The 17,118-nt window shown below is 68.6% G+C and carries 16 protein-coding genes and 1 pseudogene; 10 read left to right on the top strand and 7 right to left on the bottom strand.

Going from position 1 to position 17,118, the window contains the following annotated elements; genetic code table 11:
• A partial coding sequence (locus tag Q7P21_RS12100; RefSeq protein ID WP_304177259.1) for an acyl-CoA dehydrogenase family protein occupies window positions 1-1,071 on the top strand: 1,071 nt, incomplete at its 5' end.
• 30 nt (window positions 1,072-1,101) lie between these two features.
• Here Q7P21_RS12100 and Q7P21_RS12095 read toward each other — a convergent pair.
• Window positions 1,102-2,310 (bottom strand): Xaa-Pro peptidase family protein, encoded by a 1,209-nt coding sequence (locus tag Q7P21_RS12095; protein ID WP_304177257.1) that lies wholly within the window; start codon window positions 2,308-2,310, stop codon window positions 1,102-1,104.
• Between the two features lie 106 nt (window positions 2,311-2,416).
• Between Q7P21_RS12095 and Q7P21_RS12090 the strand changes: the two genes are divergently transcribed.
• The 6 genes from Q7P21_RS12090 to Q7P21_RS12065 all read left to right on the top strand — a co-directional run bounded on the left by Q7P21_RS12090 (window position 2,417) and on the right by Q7P21_RS12065 (window position 9,203).
• The gene (locus Q7P21_RS12090; protein ID WP_304172124.1) at window positions 2,417-3,346 is read left to right on the top strand and encodes a response regulator; all 930 of its coding nucleotides are present in this window, start codon (window positions 2,417-2,419) and stop codon (window positions 3,344-3,346) included.
• Between the two features lie 25 nt (window positions 3,347-3,371).
• Entirely contained in the window at window positions 3,372-3,866 is a 495-nt protein-coding gene (locus Q7P21_RS12085) for a GAF domain-containing protein (protein WP_304177256.1), read from the top strand.
• A 43-nt stretch (window positions 3,867-3,909) separates the two neighbouring features.
• Window positions 3,910-4,842, top strand: a complete 933-nt coding sequence (locus Q7P21_RS12080; protein WP_304177254.1) for a glycosyltransferase — start codon at window positions 3,910-3,912, stop codon at window positions 4,840-4,842.
• Between the two features lie 266 nt (window positions 4,843-5,108).
• Entirely contained in the window at window positions 5,109-6,281 is a 1,173-nt protein-coding gene (locus tag Q7P21_RS12075) for an acetyl-CoA C-acetyltransferase (RefSeq protein ID WP_304169686.1), read from the top strand.
• A gap of 7 nt (window positions 6,282-6,288) precedes the next feature.
• Entirely contained in the window at window positions 6,289-6,987 is a 699-nt protein-coding gene (locus Q7P21_RS12070) for an SDR family NAD(P)-dependent oxidoreductase (protein WP_304169684.1), read from the top strand.
• 167 nt (window positions 6,988-7,154) lie between these two features.
• Window positions 7,155-9,203, top strand: a complete 2,049-nt coding sequence (locus Q7P21_RS12065) for a TonB-dependent siderophore receptor (RefSeq protein WP_304177253.1) — start codon at window positions 7,155-7,157, stop codon at window positions 9,201-9,203.
• On the opposite strand, the gene Q7P21_RS12060 is transcribed toward Q7P21_RS12065, so the two are convergent.
• From Q7P21_RS12060 to Q7P21_RS12050, 3 genes are all read right to left on the bottom strand, one after another.
• Entirely contained in the window at window positions 9,200-10,501 is a 1,302-nt protein-coding gene (locus Q7P21_RS12060; protein ID WP_304177252.1) for a sorbosone dehydrogenase family protein, read from the bottom strand. The two genes, Q7P21_RS12065 and Q7P21_RS12060, sit on opposite strands and share 4 nt — an antisense overlap.
• A gap of 64 nt (window positions 10,502-10,565) precedes the next feature.
• A complete protein-coding gene (locus tag Q7P21_RS12055; protein WP_304169678.1) occupies window positions 10,566-11,381 on the bottom strand; it encodes a glycosyltransferase family 2 protein in 816 nt (271 codons plus the stop codon).
• A gap of 118 nt (window positions 11,382-11,499) precedes the next feature.
• Window positions 11,500-13,551 (bottom strand): TonB-dependent receptor, encoded by a 2,052-nt coding sequence (locus tag Q7P21_RS12050; RefSeq protein WP_304177251.1) that lies wholly within the window; start codon window positions 13,549-13,551, stop codon window positions 11,500-11,502.
• Between Q7P21_RS12050 and Q7P21_RS12045 the strand changes: the two genes are divergently transcribed.
• Entirely contained in the window at window positions 13,541-13,810 is a 270-nt protein-coding gene (locus Q7P21_RS12045) for a hypothetical protein (protein WP_304169674.1), read from the top strand. The two genes, Q7P21_RS12050 and Q7P21_RS12045, sit on opposite strands and share 11 nt — an antisense overlap.
• A gap of 123 nt (window positions 13,811-13,933) precedes the next feature.
• On the opposite strand, the gene Q7P21_RS12040 is transcribed toward Q7P21_RS12045, so the two are convergent.
• On the bottom strand, window positions 13,934-14,902 hold the full coding sequence (locus Q7P21_RS12040; protein ID WP_304169672.1) for a FecR domain-containing protein: 969 nt from the start codon (window positions 14,900-14,902) through the stop codon (window positions 13,934-13,936).
• 109 nt (window positions 14,903-15,011) lie between these two features.
• The gene (locus Q7P21_RS12035; RefSeq protein WP_304177249.1) at window positions 15,012-15,506 is read right to left on the bottom strand and encodes a sigma-70 family RNA polymerase sigma factor; all 495 of its coding nucleotides are present in this window, start codon (window positions 15,504-15,506) and stop codon (window positions 15,012-15,014) included.
• A 223-nt stretch (window positions 15,507-15,729) separates the two neighbouring features.
• Between Q7P21_RS12035 and Q7P21_RS12030 the strand changes: the two genes are divergently transcribed.
• Both Q7P21_RS12030 and Q7P21_RS12025 read left to right on the top strand, forming a co-directional pair.
• Window positions 15,730-16,476: a polysaccharide deacetylase family protein gene (locus tag Q7P21_RS12030; protein ID WP_304169669.1), complete on the top strand. Its 747-nt coding sequence runs from the start codon at window positions 15,730-15,732 to the stop codon at window positions 16,474-16,476.
• Between the two features lie 75 nt (window positions 16,477-16,551).
• Window positions 16,552-16,947, top strand: a complete 396-nt coding sequence (locus Q7P21_RS12025; protein WP_304169668.1) for an MAPEG family protein — start codon at window positions 16,552-16,554, stop codon at window positions 16,945-16,947.
• A gap of 9 nt (window positions 16,948-16,956) precedes the next feature.
• Here Q7P21_RS12025 and Q7P21_RS12020 read toward each other — a convergent pair.
• A pseudogene (locus Q7P21_RS12020) lies at window positions 16,957-17,118 on the bottom strand (acyl-CoA dehydrogenase family protein); the annotation flags it as partial.

Below are 17,118 nucleotides of genomic sequence, written 5' to 3'. Positions count from 1 at the left end.
TGGTGCCCCTTCATCCCGGTCGAGCACGGCGGCATGGGCCTCGGTCCCCTGGCCAACGCCCTGGTGCAGATGGAACTGGGCGAGAGCTATCTGGGCGCCCTGTCGATGAACACCCAGGGCCCCGATGACGCCACCATGATGACCCTGCTGGCCCACGGCACCCCCTACCAGAAGGAAAAGTTCCTCAAGCCGCTGCTGAACGGCGAGAAGCGCATCTGCTACTCGATGACCGAGAAGGCGGCCGGCGCCGACGCCACCGGCATGCAGACGACGGCGATCAAGGACGGCAACGAGAACTATGTCCTGAACGGCGAGAAGTGGTTCTCCTCGGCGGCCAGCGTCGCCGACATCGCGCTGGTGATGGCCAAGACCGACCCCGACGCCCCGCGCCACCAGCAGTTCTCGACCTTCATCGTCGAGCTGCCCAATCCAGGCTACCGGATCGTCCGCGACATCGGCACCATGGCGGCGGAAAGCCCTCTGTCCCACGTGCTGGGCGGCGGTCACTCGGAGATCGCTATCGAGAACCTGGTGGTGCCGGCCGAGAACCTGCTGGGCGGGGAGGGCAACGGCTTCAACATGGGCCAGCACCGCCTGGCCTATGGCCGGCTGCGGCACGGCATGCACAATGTCGCCATGGCCCAGCGGGCGCTCGACCTGGCCGCCGCCCACGTGACCAGCCGCTCGACCTTCGGCAAGCCGCTGGATGAGCGCCAGGGCGTGCAGTGGATGCTCGCCGACTGCGCCAGCGAGCTCTACATGGCCCGCCTCATGCTGCTGCACATCGCCTACAAGGCTGAGAAGGGCCTGGACCTGCGCCAGGAGAACTCCATCGCCAAGGTGTTCCTGGCCCACATGGTCCACAAGGTGGTGGACACCGCCATCCAGCTGCATGGGGCGCTGGGCTATTCCACCGACACCCCGCTGGCCCGCTGGTACACCCACATCCGTTCGCAGCGGCTGGTGGACGGACCGGACGAGGTGCACCGCTGGACGGTGGGCCGCAACGTGATCAAGGCCTTCAAGGCGCACGGCACCACGGCCTCGGCGGCCGGTGGCGACCTGATCTGACGGCGCGTCCCGCCTCGCGAGAGGCGGGACTTACCGATTCCCGAACGGCGCCTCGAGGTCGAGCTGGGGCTCGGTGAACCAGGCGGCGCCGTCCTCGGTGACGTGGAAATGATCCTCCAGCCGGATGCCGAACTGGTCGGGGATGACGATCATCGGCTCGTTGGAAAAGCACATGCCGGGCGCGAGCGGGGTCTTGTCGCCGCGCACCAGATAGGGCGCCTCGTGGATCGACAGGCCGATGCCGTGGCCGGTGCGGTGCGGCAGGCCGGGCAGGGCGTAGTCGGGGCCGAGGCCCTCGGCGGCCAGGACCGCGCGGGCCACGGCGTCGATCTCTTCGCAAGGCGCGCCGGGCTTCACGGCGGCGAAGGCGGCGGCTTGGGCGCGCTTCTCGATGTCCCAGATGCGGCGGTGCTCGGCCGTGGGCTCGCCGAAGATGTAGGTGCGGGTGATGTCGGAGTTATAGCCCTGGACCCGACATCCGGTGTCGATCAGCACCAGCTCGCCGGACTTCAGCGTCTGTTCGCCGGGCAGGCCGTGGGGATAGGCGCTGGCGACGCCGAACTGCACCGCGCAGAAGCTGGAGCCGTCGTCGGCGCCCAGCGCCCGGTGCGCCTGGTCGATGAAGCGGCGGACCTCTGCGGTGGTGATCCCTTCGCGCAGGATGGCGGCGGCGCGGCGGTGGACCTCAAGCGTCATGGCCTTGGCCTGGGCCATCAGGGCCAGCTCGGCGGCTGACTTGATCATCCGGCAGCCGTTGACCACGGGCGCCCCGTCCAGCAGGACGAGGTCTGGCGCGGCCTTGCCCAGGCCGTGGGTCACGAAGAAGGGCAGGGCGGGGTCGATGGCGACCCGGCTGGCGCCGACGTCGATCAGGGCCTGGGCGGTCAGGACGTAGGGGCTCTGATGCTCCTCCCACAGGTCGACCCCGGCGGTGATCCCGAGGCTGGCCTCCAGGGAGCCCAGCTCAAAGCGCGGGCAGATCATGCGCGGCAGGCCGTCCCGGGGCAGCAGCAGGGCGACCAGCCGCTCGGTCGCGCCCCAGCCGACGCCGGTGAAATAGCGCAGGCTGGCGCCGGCTCCTATCAACAGGGCCTCGGCGCCGATCTCGACCATCAACTCCCGGGCCCGGGCCATGCGCGCCAGCCGCTCAGCGGCGCTGATCGCCGGGGCGGGATGGGGCCAGGGGGCGAGGTCGGCCAGTTCCGCCTGGGCCGTCGATCCGCCGATACCTTGGGTCATGGCTGTTGCTCGCGCTCCGCCCCAATCTGGGGCTTTTGGATTCCGACGGTAAACTTCCCTTCAACCGTGCGTCGTCACAATCCTCCCGAGCCATCAGGTTGGGATCATGAGCGCGCCGCGCAGTCTGCCGAGCACCAATGTCACACGCGGAGACCTGGCGCGACTGTGCGTCCTGGTGCTGGACGATCACGGCCACACCGCCCGGCTGATCGCCGATGTGCTGCGCGCCGGCGGGGTGGGCGAGGTCTATGTGCAGACCGACGCCGAGGCCGCGCTGCACACGCTGCACGCGCGCAATCCAGACATCATCTTCGCCGACCGCTGCATGCCCGACATGGACGGCCTGACCTTCACCCGCACAGTGCGCCATGCGGCGTTGCGGCCCGACCCCTTCATCCCCAATCCCCAGGTCCCGGTGGTGATGGTCAGCGCCAACGCCGCCATGCTGGACGTCGAGCTGGCGCGGCTGGCCGGGGTCAATGAGTTCGTGCTCAAGCCCTTCACTCCGGCCTCCCTTTTGTCGCGCATCCAGCTGGTGCTGCGCCGGCCCCGGCCCTTCGTGGTCAGCGAGGCCTATGTCGGCCCCGATCGCCGCCGCAAGGCCGAGGTCGACTATTCCGGACCCATGCGTCGCCGCCAGGATCCGGTCGAGGTCTCCGACGCCAAGGAGCGCAACCTCACCCGCCAGACCATCGCCGTGGAGCTGAACGCCCTGCGCCGGATGATCCGCGCCCGGCACGGCCTGGACCGCGCCATGCTGCAGATGACCTATCGGGTCATGCAGCACACCCGCTTCCGCGCCCTGCAGGTGCGCGACCGCACCATCGAGCGGACCACCAATTCCCTCTTGGGCTATATCGACGCCATGGGCGGGCCCCAGGCCTGCGACGCCGAGATCGTCGAGGTTCACATCGACGCGATCCTGACCCTGATGGGGGTGGACGAGGCCGACGTGGCCCAGGCCGAGCGGATCAACCGCAATCTGGAACTGACCGTCGAGTACAAGGCCAAGGAGCGATTGGCCGTCGCGGTCTGACGCTGGCCGCCCTATATGGGCGGACATGGCCGAAGCCTTCAACGACATCACCCTGCCCGGCGACAAGGCCGCGCGCTATGCCGCCGTCGCCGAGGAGATCGCCTCGGTCCTGGCCGGCGAACCCAATCTGACCGCCCGCATGGCGACGGTGGCCTCGATGCTGGCCGCCAGCTTCAGCAGCTACTTCTGGACCGGATTCTATGTGGTCGATCCGGCCAAGGGCGACGAGCTGGTGGTCGGACCCTATCAGGGCACGCTGGGCTGTCTGCGCATCGCCTTCGGGCGCGGGGTCTGCGGCACGGCGGCGGCGACGCAGATGACCCAGGTCGTCAAGGACGTCCACGTGCTCGAGAACCACATCGCCTGCGACAGCCGTTCAGCCAGTGAGATCGTCGTGCCGGTGTTCGACGCGAGCGGCGATCTGATCGCGGTGTTCGACGTGGACTCCACCGAGCTGGCGGCCTTCGACGCGGTGGATCAGCAATGGCTGGAACAGATCCTGGCTGCGACCTTCGGCTGACCCAGTCCATTCTTCCCTAACCGGCGGGCGCTAGGGTCGCGGCATGACCCAGCCGCGCGTCAGCCTGATCATCCCCACCCAGCGGCGGCTGGACGGTCTTGCGACCGCCGCGCGCTCGACTTTTCGGCAGGTTGGCGTCGATCCGGCCGGGCTGGAGCTGGTGGTGGTCGACAATGACCAGGCGCCGTCGGCCCAGGCGACCGTCGCGGCGCTCGCCGCCGAGGCGCCGTTCCCGGTGATCTATGTGCATGAGCCCGAGCCCGGCGTCGCCAATGCGCGCAACGCCGCCATGGCCCGGGCGAGCGGCGAGTTCATCGCCTTTCTCGACGACGACGAGGAGGCGCCGGCGGGCTGGCTCTGCGCCCTCCTGGCCGCCCAGGCGCGGTTCGAAGCCGACGTGGTGTTCGGGCCGGTGCGGGGCCGCGCCCCGGCCGAGGTCACCCGCCACCGCGCCTATCTGGAATGGTTTTTTTCCAGGGAAGGTCCGGCCGAGGCCGGTCTCCTCGACCACTATTATGGCTGCGGCGACAGCCTGCTGAAACGCGCCAGCCTGCCCGATCCGACCCGGCCGTTCTCGGCGATCCGCAACCATATCGGCGGCGAAGACGACCTGCTGTTCGGGGTGATGCAGAGAGCCGGCGCCAGGTTCGCCTGGGCGCCGGAGGCCTGGGTCTGGGAAGACCCCGTGCGCTCCCGCCTGACGCTCGACTACACGATCGCCCGCGCCTTCGCCTATGGCCAGGGCCCCAGCTCGGCCTGCGCCATCCAGGACCCGCCGGACCGACTGGGCATCGCCCGCTGGATGGTGATCGGCGTGGGCCAGGCGGTGGTCTATGGGCTGATCGCCGGGTTGCAGCGCCTGACCGGCTCGTCGCGCTACGCCTTCACCCTGGACAAGGCCGCGCGGGGTTTGGGCAAGACCCTCTGGTGGGGCCCGTTCAAGATCGCGTTCTATGGGTTGAGGGCTGGGGCTTAAGCGCCCTCTTGAACCCTCGCCCCGCTTTGCGGGGAGAGGGCAGGGTGAGGGGCGCGCCGCGAGGCGGCGCGTCTTTCGGCGGCGGGCGTGGGGCTGCGAGTCAGCAAGACCCCTCACCCAACCCTCTCCCCGCGGAGCGGGGCGAGGGCTATTTTCTCGCCTCCACACCACGCTTTCGTGAGCCCGGTTGGCTTCCGTGACGGCGCCTGCGATAGAGAAATCCGCGACGCGCAAGATGACGCGCAAGAACCTATGGGAGCGGAACAATGGCGGAAGCCTATATCGTCGCGGCGACGCGCACGGCGGGTGGTCGTAAGGGCGGCAAGCTGAAGGATTGGCATCCGGCCGACCTCGCCGGCGCCGTGTTGAACAACCTCATCGATCGCACCGGCATTGATCCGGCCGCCGTCGAGGACGTGGTCCTGGGCTGCGTCGGTCAGGTCGGCGAACAGGCCGTCAATATCGCCCGCAACGCCGTGCTGGCCTCCCGGCTGCCGGAAAGCGTGCCGGCCACCAGCGTCGACCGCCAGTGCGGCTCCTCGCAACAGGCTCTGCACTTCGCCGCCCAGGCGGTGATGGCCGGCTCCATGGACATCGTCATCGCCTCCGGCGTCGAGAGCATGACCCGCGTGCCCATGGGCCTCGCCGCCGTGCTGCCGGCCCAGAACGGCTTTGGCAACTACAAGAGCCCGCGCATGGAAGAGCGCTATCCGAACATCCAGTTCAGCCAGTTCATCGGCGCTGAAATGGTCGGCGAGAAGTACGGCCTGACCAAGGACGAGCTCGACGAGTTCTCCTTCCAGAGCCACCAGCGCGCCATCGCCGCCACCCAGGCCGGCAAGTTCAAGAACGAGATCGTCGCGGTCGAGATCACCGACGCCGAGGGCAACAAGACCCTGCACAGCGTCGACGAGGGCATCCGCTTCGACTCCAGCCTCGACGGCATCAAGGCCGTGAAGCTGCTGCGCGAGAACGGCCGTCTGACCGCCGCCTCCTCCAGCCAGATCTGCGACGGCGCCTCGGGCGTGATGATCGTCTCGGAAAAGGCGCTGAAGGAGCACAACCTGACGCCGCTCGGCCGCATCCATCACCTGTCGATCATGGGTCATGACCCGGTGATCATGCTGGAAGCCCCGATCCCGGCCACCGAGCGCGCGCTCAAGAAGGCCGGCATGAAGGTCAGCGACATCGACGCGTTCGAAGTCAATGAAGCCTTCGCCTCGGTCCCGGTCGCCTACATCAAGCACCTGGGCGTCGACCCGGCCAACATCAACGTCAATGGCGGCGCCATCGCGCTGGGCCACCCGCTCGGCGCCTCGGGCACCAAGCTGATGGCCACCCTGCTGAACGTGCTGGAAGGCAAGGGCGGCAAGTACGGCCTGCAGACCATGTGCGAAGGCGGCGGCATGGCCAATGTGACCATCGTCGAGCGTCTGTAAGACGAAGATGACCGCGCGCGTCGTCGCCATCACCGGCGCGCATGGCGCGCTCGGCTCCGTGGTCGCCAAGGCGGCGGCGGAGCAGGGCGCGCGGGTCGCCCTGATCGACCATGGTCAGCATCCTCCCCCGGGCCTCGTCGAGGCCTGCGGGGCGGAGGCCCTGACCCTCGGCGGAGTAGACCTGACCGATGCGGCGGCGGCCGGCGCGGCGATCGACGCCGTGGTCGCCCGGTTCGGCGGCCTGGACGTGCTGATCAATATCGCCGGCGGCTTCACCTGGCAGACCCTGGCCGACAGCGGGGCCGACAGCTGGACGGCGATGTTCCGGATCAATCTGCTGACCGCGACCAACGCCAGCCGCGCCGCCATGCCGCATCTGAAGGCCAGCGGCGCCGGGCGGATCGTCAATATCGGCGCCAATGGCGCGGTGAAGGCCGCTGCCGGCATGGGGCCCTACGCCGCGGCCAAGGCCGGCGTCCACAGGCTGACCGAGAGCCTGGCCGAGGAGCTGAAGGGCGACGGCGTCACCGTCAACGCCGTGCTGCCCTCGATCATCGACACCCCGGTCAATCGGCTCGACATGCCGGACGCCGATTTCGCGACCTGGGTCTCGCCCGTCGAACTGGCCGCCGTGATCCTGTTCCTGGCCTCGCCCCAGGCCAGCGCTGTCACCGGCGCCCTGATCCCGGTCATCGGCCGGGTCTAGCCTCCCGTCGCAAAACCGCTACAACCCATCCAGCCGCGTGATTTAGCGCGGCCGTCAGTTCCTGATTTTTCCAGTCGACGTTTGTCTTTCTGAATTTCAGCCGCCGTCAGGCGGCGTGGCGATCCCGGTATTGCCCTGGGGCGTCGGATAGGGGCGGGGGCCTCGTGATGCGTGTGAAAAGCCTGTTGGCTGCGGCGGTCGCGTCCGCCTTGGCGACCTTGACCCTTGCGACCTTGACCTTCGCGACCGGCGCCTGGGCGGCCGATCCGTCGACGGGCGCGATCTCCTATCCGCCGTCCTTCTTCGCCGAGGTCGGGCCGACCACGGCCCTGGACATGGTCATGCGCCTGCCCGGCTTCACCTTCGACAAGGGGGTGGTGGTGCGCGGGCTGGAGGGCTCCGGCGGCAATGTGCTGGTCGACAGCGCAGCGCCCGTGGCCAAGAACGACACGCTCGACGAGATCCTCAAGCGCATCCCTGCTGGGTCTGTCGCCCGCATCGACGTGATCCGTGGCGGCGCGCCGGGCATCGACATGCAGGGCCGCACCGTGGTGGCCAATGTGGTGCGCAAGCAGACGGCGGGGTTCCACGGGGCGGTCAGCGCCACGACCCAGCTGCTGTCCGACCACAGGGTGCTGGACGGCGCCCGCGCCGAGGGGCAGTGGCGCTGGAATGGCAAGCTGGCCGAACTGTCGATGGTGCTGGGCAAGGGGCCGGATGATCAGCTCGGCGACGGCCCCCGGGTGCGCACCGCCGCCGACGGCAAGGTGCTGATCCGATCGAATGTCGATGCGGATGCCGGGGGGCTGCGCAAGTGGCTGATCGGCGCCTATGAAACCCCGTTCCAGGGCGGACGGCTGCGGCTGAATGGGGCCTATATGGCCAATCCCTATAGCGCCGAGATCATGGACCGGCTCAGCCTGCCAGGCGGGCGGGAATATGAATACGACACCCAGGACCGGCTGCAGGCCGAGCTGGGCGCCCGCTGGGCCCGGGGCTTCGGCCCGACCTCGCTGGAGCTGGTGATGTTCCAGCAGTGGAACAACAACGACACCAAGGCGCGGTTCACCTCCGCCGCCGTCGATCGTGACTTCGAGCTCGACAAGAAGGTCACCGAAAGCGTCGGCCGGGCCAATCTGCGCCGGCGGATGTCTGATCACCTGACCCTGGAGGCCTATGCCGAGGGGGCGCTGAACAGCCTCGATAGCCAGACCCGCTTCCTCCAGAACCGGGTCAATGTCCGTCTCCCCGCCGCCAATGTGCGGGTTGAGGAAAAGCGCGCCGAGGTCTCGGCTGCGGCGATCTGGCGGCCGACCGCGACTCTGACCGCCGAGGCCGGGATCAAGGAAGAGACGTCGACCATCACCTCGACCGGCGACGTGGCTTTGGAGAAGTCGCTGAGCTTCACCAAGCCCCGCGCCACCCTGACCTGGGCGCCTGATCCCTCCGACCAGGTGCGGATGCGCGTGGAGCGGGAGGTCAGCCAGCTGAACTTCGATGACTTCATCGCCTCGTCCTCGCTGGTGAACACCGGGGCGGTGCTGGCCGGCAATCCCGATCTCTCGCCCCAGCAGGCCTGGGTCGCGGAGGCGGCCTATGAGCGAAGGTTCTGGAAGAGCGGCGCCGTCGTCCTGACCGCGCGCCATTCCGAATTGACCGACGTCATCGACCGCGCGCCGGTCTATGGGCCGGGCGGCGTGGCTGCGGCGGACGCGCCCGGCAATATCGGTGACGGGCGCAAGGACGAGCTGATCCTCAATGTCGCCGTGCCGCTTGAGCGGATGGGCCTGACCTCGGCCCAGTTCAAGGCCCAGGGAACCTGGCGCTGGTCGCAGGTGACCGATCCGGTGACCGGACGCGAGCGCGAGATCTCCAACCTGCACCCCCTCGACTGGGAGGCGCACTACACCCAGGACCTGCCGGCCCTGAAGGCCAATTGGGGCGTCGACGTGATGTCGGCCTATAGCGAGCGCGCCTTCCGGCTGAGCGAGATCGAGACCAAGAAGGTCGACACCTGGCTGCTGGTCTTCGTGGAGGCCAAGCCGCGCCCCGATCTGATCCTGCGGGTGGAGTTCCAGAACCTGACCTCGCGCGACGTCAATCGCATCCGCGAGGTCTATGCCGGCTCGCGCCGCACCGCGCCGCTGGCCTATGTGGATGGCCGCAATCTGGAATACGGCCAGTCGCTGCTGATCCGGATCCGCAAGATCCTCTAGCGGGTCGGGGCCACCCGCCAAACCGTGTTCCCGGCGTCGTCCGCGACCAACAGGCCGCCGCGTCCGTCCACCGTCACGCCGACGGGCCGGCCCTGAGCCTGGCCCTTGGCGTTCAGGAACCCGCTGAGGAATTCCTCGGGCGGCCCGGCGGGCTTGCCGGCGGCGAAGGGAATGAACACCACGCGATAGCCGCTGAGCGGCCGGCGGTTCCAAGAGCCGTGCTGGCCGATGAACACGCCGCCGCGATAGTGGGCCGGGAAGGCCTCGGCCTTGTAGAAGGCCAGGCCCAGGGAGGCGGTGTGGGCCCCCAGGGCATAGTCGGGGGCGATCGCCTTGGCGACCATGTCCGGCCGGGGCGGCTGGACCCGAACATCGACGTGGGCGCCGTAATAGCTATAGGGCCAGCCATAGAAGGCGCCGTCCTTTAGACCGGTCATATAGTCGGGGACCAGGTCGTGGCCGATCTCGTCACGCTCATTGACCGCCGTCCAGAGCACGCCGGTCGTGGGTTCGAAATCCAGGCCGTTGGCGTTGCGCAGGCCGGTGGCGTAGGGGCGCGAGGGGCCGGCGGGCAGGGTGAATTCGGTGACCTGGGCCCGCCCGGCCTCGGCGGCCAGGCCGTTCTCGCCGACATTGGAGTTGGAGCCGATGGTGGCGTAGAGCTTGGTCCCGTCAGGACTGGCGATGATGTTCTTGGTCCAATGGTGATTGATCGGCCCACCGGGCAGGTCGAACACCTTGACCGCCGCGCCGGTCGCGACCGTGTCGCCGGGCGCATAGGGCAGGGCGACGATGGCGTCGTCGTCGGCGACATAGAGGCGGGACCCGATCAGGGCCATGCCGAACGGGCGCTGCAGGCCCTTGGCGAACACGCTGCGGAACTCGGCGACGCCATCGCCGTCCGCGTCGCGCAGCAGGACGATCTGATTGGGACTCTGCTCCAGGGCGCCGGCGGCCTTCTGCACCCACTGGGCGATGCGGTCCTTGAGGTCCTTGGGCTTGGCCGCCTCGGACGCGGACTCGGCCGCCAGGATGTCGCCATTGGGCAGGACATAGAGCCAGCGGGGATGGTCAAGGCCGGCCGCGAACCGCGTGACCTTGAAGCCGGCCGGGGCGATGGGCTGTGTGCTGGCGGTCCAGCCGATGGCCTTGGCGATATTCACCGTGGGCAGCACGCCCTTGCTGGGCGCGGGCAATTCCGGCCTCGGCCCGAACCCGGCGAATGGCGAGGTGGAGCCCTGGCTGCAGGCCGAGAGCGTGAGGGCGGTCAGGCTGACCGCGATGAACTGGCTCCGCATGGGGCCTCCCTGGACGTTTGTTCGCGGCTTATAACGCGCGAACCGCCCGGACGCCTCGCACTGTTCAGGCCGCCTTTGGCGCGCCCTTGCGGCTCTGGGCGGCGGAGGTGTTCGGCCACAGTTCGATGAGCGTCCCGCTCGGTGCGCGGCCGCGCTTGAGGATCTCGCGCGCCTTGAGGCAGGAGATCACCGGATAGAGGCCGGCCATCAGGGCGATCAGGAAGCCCAGTTCGCCCTCCTTGCGCCCCTCGCGGCCCCAATAGCACTTGAAGAACCGGCGGAAGCCGCGGAACACATTGTCCCACAGGCCGGGCATATCGCCGATGTCGGCGAGGTCCTGGGCGCGCAGGTCGGTGTAGCGGTTGAGGCGCGCGACCATGTCGGCGATGTCGTCGTCAACGACATGGATGATCGGACGGGTCAGCACACCGGCCAGCGGTCCGTCGAAGGTCACGCCAGGATGAACCCGCTGTTCCTTCCAATGCTTGGAGCCGCGCCGATAGAGCCGGCCGACCAGCGAGGTGCCGAACGAGCCGCCCCAGCCCCGGCGGACCAGGGTGTCGCCCACATAGTTGTCGACGGGAATCTGGAAGTAGTCGCCCGCGGGGGCGGTGTGGATCGCGATGCGGATCTCCGAGGCGAGCGTCTCCCCCACCAGCTCGTCAGCGTCGATCTCGATGATCCAGTCGCCCCCGCAGGCCTCGACGCCGGCGGCCTTGCGCGGCCCCTCCAACGGGAAACTTCCGGAGACCAGCTTGGCCCCAAAGCGCAGAGCGATGGCTTCGGTTCCGTCGGTGCAGCGGTCCGCCACCACCACGACCTCATCGCAGAACGACAGACGCGCCAGGCAATCGGCCAGGCGGGCCTCTTCGTTACGCACGCAAACCAGACCCGACAGCCTGACCACTCTGACCATCCCGTTCACCATCCGCGCGACCTTCGCGCGGCGTCACAAAAGATTGACGCTGCCGATGGGAACCAACCTCAGGTCGGCGAAATCAAAAATCCCGCGTGAGGACCAGGCTGATGGTGCGCGGCCGCTGCGGGGTGACCTGGCGCACCTGGCCGAAGCTGAAGGGGTTTCCATAGGCGAAGGTGTCGCCCTGGGTGTTGCCGGGGTTCTCCACGAACGCGGCGAGCCGCCAGCGGTCCGCCTTGACCTGAGCCGAGAGCCGGCCGGTGAAATAGCCCCCCATCTCCGGCGAGAGCGCGGGATCGAAGGTCAGGCGCGAGCGGCCGACATAGGCCGTCTGGCCAGTGAGGATCAGGGTCAGTCCTGGTCGCAGCGGGCGACTATAGGCGACGAGCGCGCCGAAGGACGTGTCGGGCACGCCGGGCAGATGGCTCTGCACCCGGCTGGCGAACGCCGGATCGACCCTGGTGATCTTCGGTTGGTCGAGCAGCAGGTTGGTCTGGAAGGACCAATTGGCGCTCGGCCGCCAGGTGGCCTCCAGTTCCAGCCCGACATTGCGCCCGTCCCCGACATTGGCGGTGTAGGGCAGGCCGGAGGCGAAGAACTGGTCGGTCTGGATGTCGCGCCACAGCTCGTAGAAGACCGTCGACTTCAGGTCGAGCCGATCGTCGAGAAGGCTGGCCTTGGCGCCGATCTCGAGATTGCGCAGGTGATCCGGTCGGAATGTCCGGCGCGCGGCTGTGGGTGTGGAAAGCCCGCCAGAATTGAACCCGCCGGCGCGGTAGCCCTGGCTCGCCAGGCCATAGATCATCACCCCGTTCTCGAAGACATACTGCAAGGACAGCTTCGGCGACCAGTTGTCGAAGACCGCCTTGCGGTTGAAGGCGCGGCTTGTGCCCCCGCCCGTGACGGTGACGTGGGATGTCGTGTTGAGCCGGGTTTCCGATTCCCGGCCGCCCAAGGCCACGGTCCAGCCCTGGCCGAACGCCAGGGACATCTCCCCATAGAGCGCCACCTCGCCCAGGCGATCGGTGCGCACGTCGTCATAGACATTGCGGAAGGTCTTCCCGGTCGCGTTCACCTTCAGCTGGGACGGCGAGTCCTCGCGACTGGACACGCCGTAAAGACCGACCAGCCACTTGAACGGCCCGTCGCGCTCCGAGGTCAGGACGGTGTCCTGGACCAGCATGCCGATGTGGGTGCGCTCTTCATAGATGCCCAGGTCGGCGATCGGATCGTCGAACAGGGACAGGGCGGCGGAGGCGTCATACTTGCTTGAGAAGGCGTGGCGGACATAGGCGGTCGAGGACTTGAGGCCGCCCCAGGGGGTCGGCCCTTCCAGGGCGATGACCGCCTGGGAGAAGTCGTTGTTGTGGCTCTCGCGCACGCGGTTGGCGCGGCGCAGTCCGCTGGTCCCGGTGACATACTGGGTGTCCTTGGAATCCAGCTGCTGGACGGCCGTGCTGAGGGTGAGGGTCCAGTCACCGGCCAGGCGGGTCTTGAGCGCCGCCCGTCCGCCCTGGCGCGTGGTCTGGTCGACATTGGACAGGCGCAGATTGACGTCGTCGAGATAGCCGCCCTCAAGGTCGTAATAGCCGACAACCCGCAGGGCCGCGCGGCCATCCACAAGGGGCAGATTGACCATGGCGTCGACCTGCTGGCTGGGCGATCCCGACTGGGTCCAGGCGGCCAGGCCGCGCAGGCTGGCCTGGAGTTGGTCCAGCTCAGGCTTGCGGGTGACGATCCGGTAGACGCCACTGATCGAGCCCGCCCCATAGAGGGCGCCCTGGGGCCCGCGCACCACCTCGATGGAGGCGACATCGGTCAGCCGCAGATCGGGGTCGGGGGCGTTGTAGGTGATCGGGGTGTCGTCGAGAAAGGTGCCGACGGTCGAGCGGGTGCGGCCGGTGAAGGCGCCGTCCGACAAGCCGCGCAGCATGATCTTGTCGCGACCCGCGCCGAGATTGGTGATGGTCATGCCGGCGGTCAGCCGCACCACGCCGGTGGCGTCCGTCACCCCGGTCATCGACAATTCGTCGGCGCTGACCGCGCTGATCGAGGCCGGCAGGCGGCTGGCGATCTCGACGCGCTTGGTGGCGGTGACCAGCAGTTCAGAGACCAATGGGGTGGGCGACAAGACCGGCGCGGTGGGCGAGCTGCGTCGCGCCGAGGGCCTGGGCCGCCGGGCGGAGATTCGGACCGTGCGGCTGTCCAGAATGTCGAAGGCGCAGGCGCCGGCGGTGAGCCTGTCGAGCGCCTCGCTCAGGGTGAAACGCCCGTTGAGACCCGCCGTACGCCCTGAGCAGGCGCTGACGCCGCCGATCGAGACATTGGCCTGCAGGGCCAGATCGATCAGAGCTTCCGACGTGGCCTGGGCGGGGATCGCCAGGGCGTAGCGGGGCGTCGCCGCCTGCGCCCGTCCGCCCAGCAGGACGCACGCGACGGCGCAGGCCGTCGCGCCAGCGGTCAGGGCGCGATGTCGAACGGAACGAACGGCCTTATCCCAGACTGTGAGCGAGCTACTTGGCGCGCAGGAGTAGGCCGTCCGGGGTTTCAGTGGAAGTCACAGGTGCGATCAAAGTCAGGGTGCGCACCATATCGGGGCCTTCAGACGCCGCCAGCACACCCGAAAAGGCGAGTTCGGCGGTTCGGGCGTCGGCCAGGCGGACCGGACGCGGCACATACTGGTTCAGATCGGCGACCACATTGGCCAGGGGCTCGCCGCGATAGACGAACTTACCGGACCGCCAGCTCATGGCCGCTTCGGGAGAGCCCAGGCCCACGCGCGCCTCGGCCTCACCTTCGCGATGGTCCAGCCGCTGGCCCACGGTCAGGCGATAGCCACGCCCAGGCGCGTCGCCGGTGGGCCGCACCTCGACCACGCCCCGGGCCACCACCACGGACTGGCGGCCGTCGCGGTGACGAACGTCGAACTGGGTGCCGACCACGCGAACGGTGCGGTCGCCAGCGGTGATCAGGAAGGGCCGCTTCGCGTCCTTGGCGACATCGAACACCGCCTCGGCGTCGGCCATCTCGACCCGGCGCTCGTGGGTCCCCAGATGGACGGTCAGTCGCGAGCCGGCATTGAGGTCGATGCGGGTGCCGTCGGCCAGAACCACGGTCTTCCGTTCGCCCTTGGCGGTCTGATAGGTCGTGGTCGGCGCGGTGAGATCCTGCCAGGGGACGGCCACGGCGGCGACCAGGCCAGCCGCGGCGAGCCCGCCCGCCATCACCATCCAATTCCGCGACGCTGCGGGTCGTGACGGAGCGGCGTTGAGGGCTTGGGCGAGGTCCGGGGCGTGGGCTTCCAGCTCTGACCACAGGGCCAGGGCGTCGTCATAGGCCTGCTTGTGACTGGGCGCAGCCTCAAGCCAGGCGTCGAAGGCCAGCCAGTCGGCCTCGCCGACGTCAGGACGCTCCAGGCGGGCGAGCCATTGCGTCGCCACGTCCCGGTCCGCGTCCTGGTCCTGATCAGACTTCTGATTCATGCAACGTGGCCCATCGGGCGGTTATGGCCACCCTGATCTGTTGACGTCGCCGAACCTCGACGCCCCCCGCTCTGGTTGCAGATTTTTCCGACAAAATCGATCGGCGACATCAGCTCAACCTCGACAGGAGCGCCTTCAGGGCGCCGCTCACGTGCTTCTCCACCGCGCTGACGGAAATTCCCATGGCCCGCGCGGTTTCAAGGTGGCTCAGCCCTTCCAACTTGTGAAGCTGAAAGGCGCGTCGCATCCGCGGCGGCAGGCTTTCCAGTTCGCGCAGGAGCAGGGCCAGCCGTTGGCGCGCCGCGAGCGCCTCATCCGCTGGCGGCTCGTCCTGGATTTCTTCGTCGCCGAGCTGGGTCGTGGCCGATCGCCGCCAGGCGCTGTCGCGGACCACGGTCCGGCGTTCCTGTCGCAGGCGATCCAGCATGAGGTTCGAGCCCATGCGGTAGAGCAGGGCCGTGGGGTTCTGGATGACCTCGGCGACCGGCAGGGCGGCGACCTTCAGATAGAGGTCCTGGGCGAGATCCTCGGCGGCCGTCGCCGAGCCCAGGCGGGCGGCGAAGAACCGCACCAGATTGGCGCGCTTTTCCAAGTAGTGGCGCATCAGGTCGGAGTTCGACTCCGCCGCGCGGTCCTGTGGTTCGCCAGCCAGCTTGGGCCCCATGCGGTTCACGCCTGATTGCGCTTCGACGAACCTAGTCCGACCCCAGGTCGTACTCAAGGCGACGTCGCATGGCGCGGGATCGGGCGGGGCGGGCCTGAGACCTGGGGGAGAGGCGCGTCGGCGGCGTCAAATGCTCGGGCGAGGTCCGTCCGTGGGCGGGAAGATGTCCTGGTTGCTGCTGAGGTTGGAGTTGCGCCGCTGGCGCGCGGCGGGGCGAAAGCCGGTGTTGTGGTGGCGTGACGACGACGCCCGCGCGCCCTCCGCTGAACTGGACCGCCTGCTGGACCTGGCCGCCCGCCACGCCACCCCCCTGACCCTGGCGGTGATTCCCGACGGCGATATCACCGCCCTGGCGGCGCGACTGGGGGACACGGGCCAGGTCTGTGTCGCCCAGCACGGGATCGACCATCAGAATCGGCGCACCGGCCCGGCTGCGGGAGAGTTTCCTCCGGAATGGCGGCGTATCCGGGTGGCCACCCAATTGCGCGCCGGCTGGGCCCGCCTGGCCCAGGCGCCGCAGGCGGCGCGGATCTTCGTGCCGCCCTGGAACGACATCCATCCTGAACTGGCCTGCGCGCTGGAGGACTGCGGCTATAGGGGCTGGTCGGCCTGGGGGGAAATGGCCTCGCCCGGCCAGGCGCCGCGCGTCGACGCCCATCTGGATCTCATGCGCTGGCGGGGCGGGGCGCGGTTTCGAGGCGAGGGCCGATTCCTCTCTGACCTGACGGCCCAACTGGCGTCGCGGCGGCGATCGGGCGCCTGGTCGGCCCCCATCGGTCTCCTGACCCACCATCTGGTCCACGACGCCCGCGCCTGGAGCTTCCTTGAAACCTTCCTGGGCTGGTCCAGGGGCCAGGGAGGGATGACCTGGAACGCCCTGCCAGACCTGCTGGCCGCCGCCGGACATTGACCGGTTGGCCCAGAGGGCTGAAGTTCCTCCCACAGGCCGCGACCAAGCGAGCCGTCGAGATCGGGGGAGTGAGACATGGGCGTTGAACTGACGATGCTGGCCTATTCGGCAGCCCTGCTGTTCGTCCTGGTGGTGCTTCAGGCGGTGGTGGGCATCCGCGCCCAGGGGCTGGTTCCCCTGGCCAACGCCCGCGACGACCTGCCCCCGCCCGGCGTGTTGCAAGCCCGGGTGAAGCGAGTGGTGGACAATCACCGTGAGGGCCTGACGATCATGGCGCCGCTGCTGCTGATCGCCGTGGTCGCGCAGTCGACCAACGCCACGACGGCGCTCGGCGCCCAGCTGTTCTTCTACAGCCGGGTGGTCCACGCTGGGCTCTATCTGTTCGGCGTGCCCATGGTGCGGCCGCTGGCCTGGGCTGTCGGTGTCACCGGCACGGTGATGGTGTTTGCGGTCCTGATGGGCTGGGCCTGAACGGTCCGCTCAATAGGACCTAGGCAGGCCGAGCACATGCTCGGCGACATAGGCCAGGATGAGGTTGGTGGAGATGGGGGCGACCTGGTAGAGCCGGGTCTCTCTGAACTTGCGCTCGACGTCATATTCCTCGGCGAAGCCGAAGCCGCCGTGGGTCTGGATGCACATGTC

The organism is Phenylobacterium aquaticum, assembly GCF_947378715.1.
GTDB classification, from domain to species: Bacteria; Pseudomonadota; Alphaproteobacteria; order Caulobacterales; family Caulobacteraceae; genus Phenylobacterium; species Phenylobacterium aquaticum_A.
Note: the sequence above shows the minus strand (reverse complement) of the source record. Positions and strands in the feature narration are given on the sequence as shown.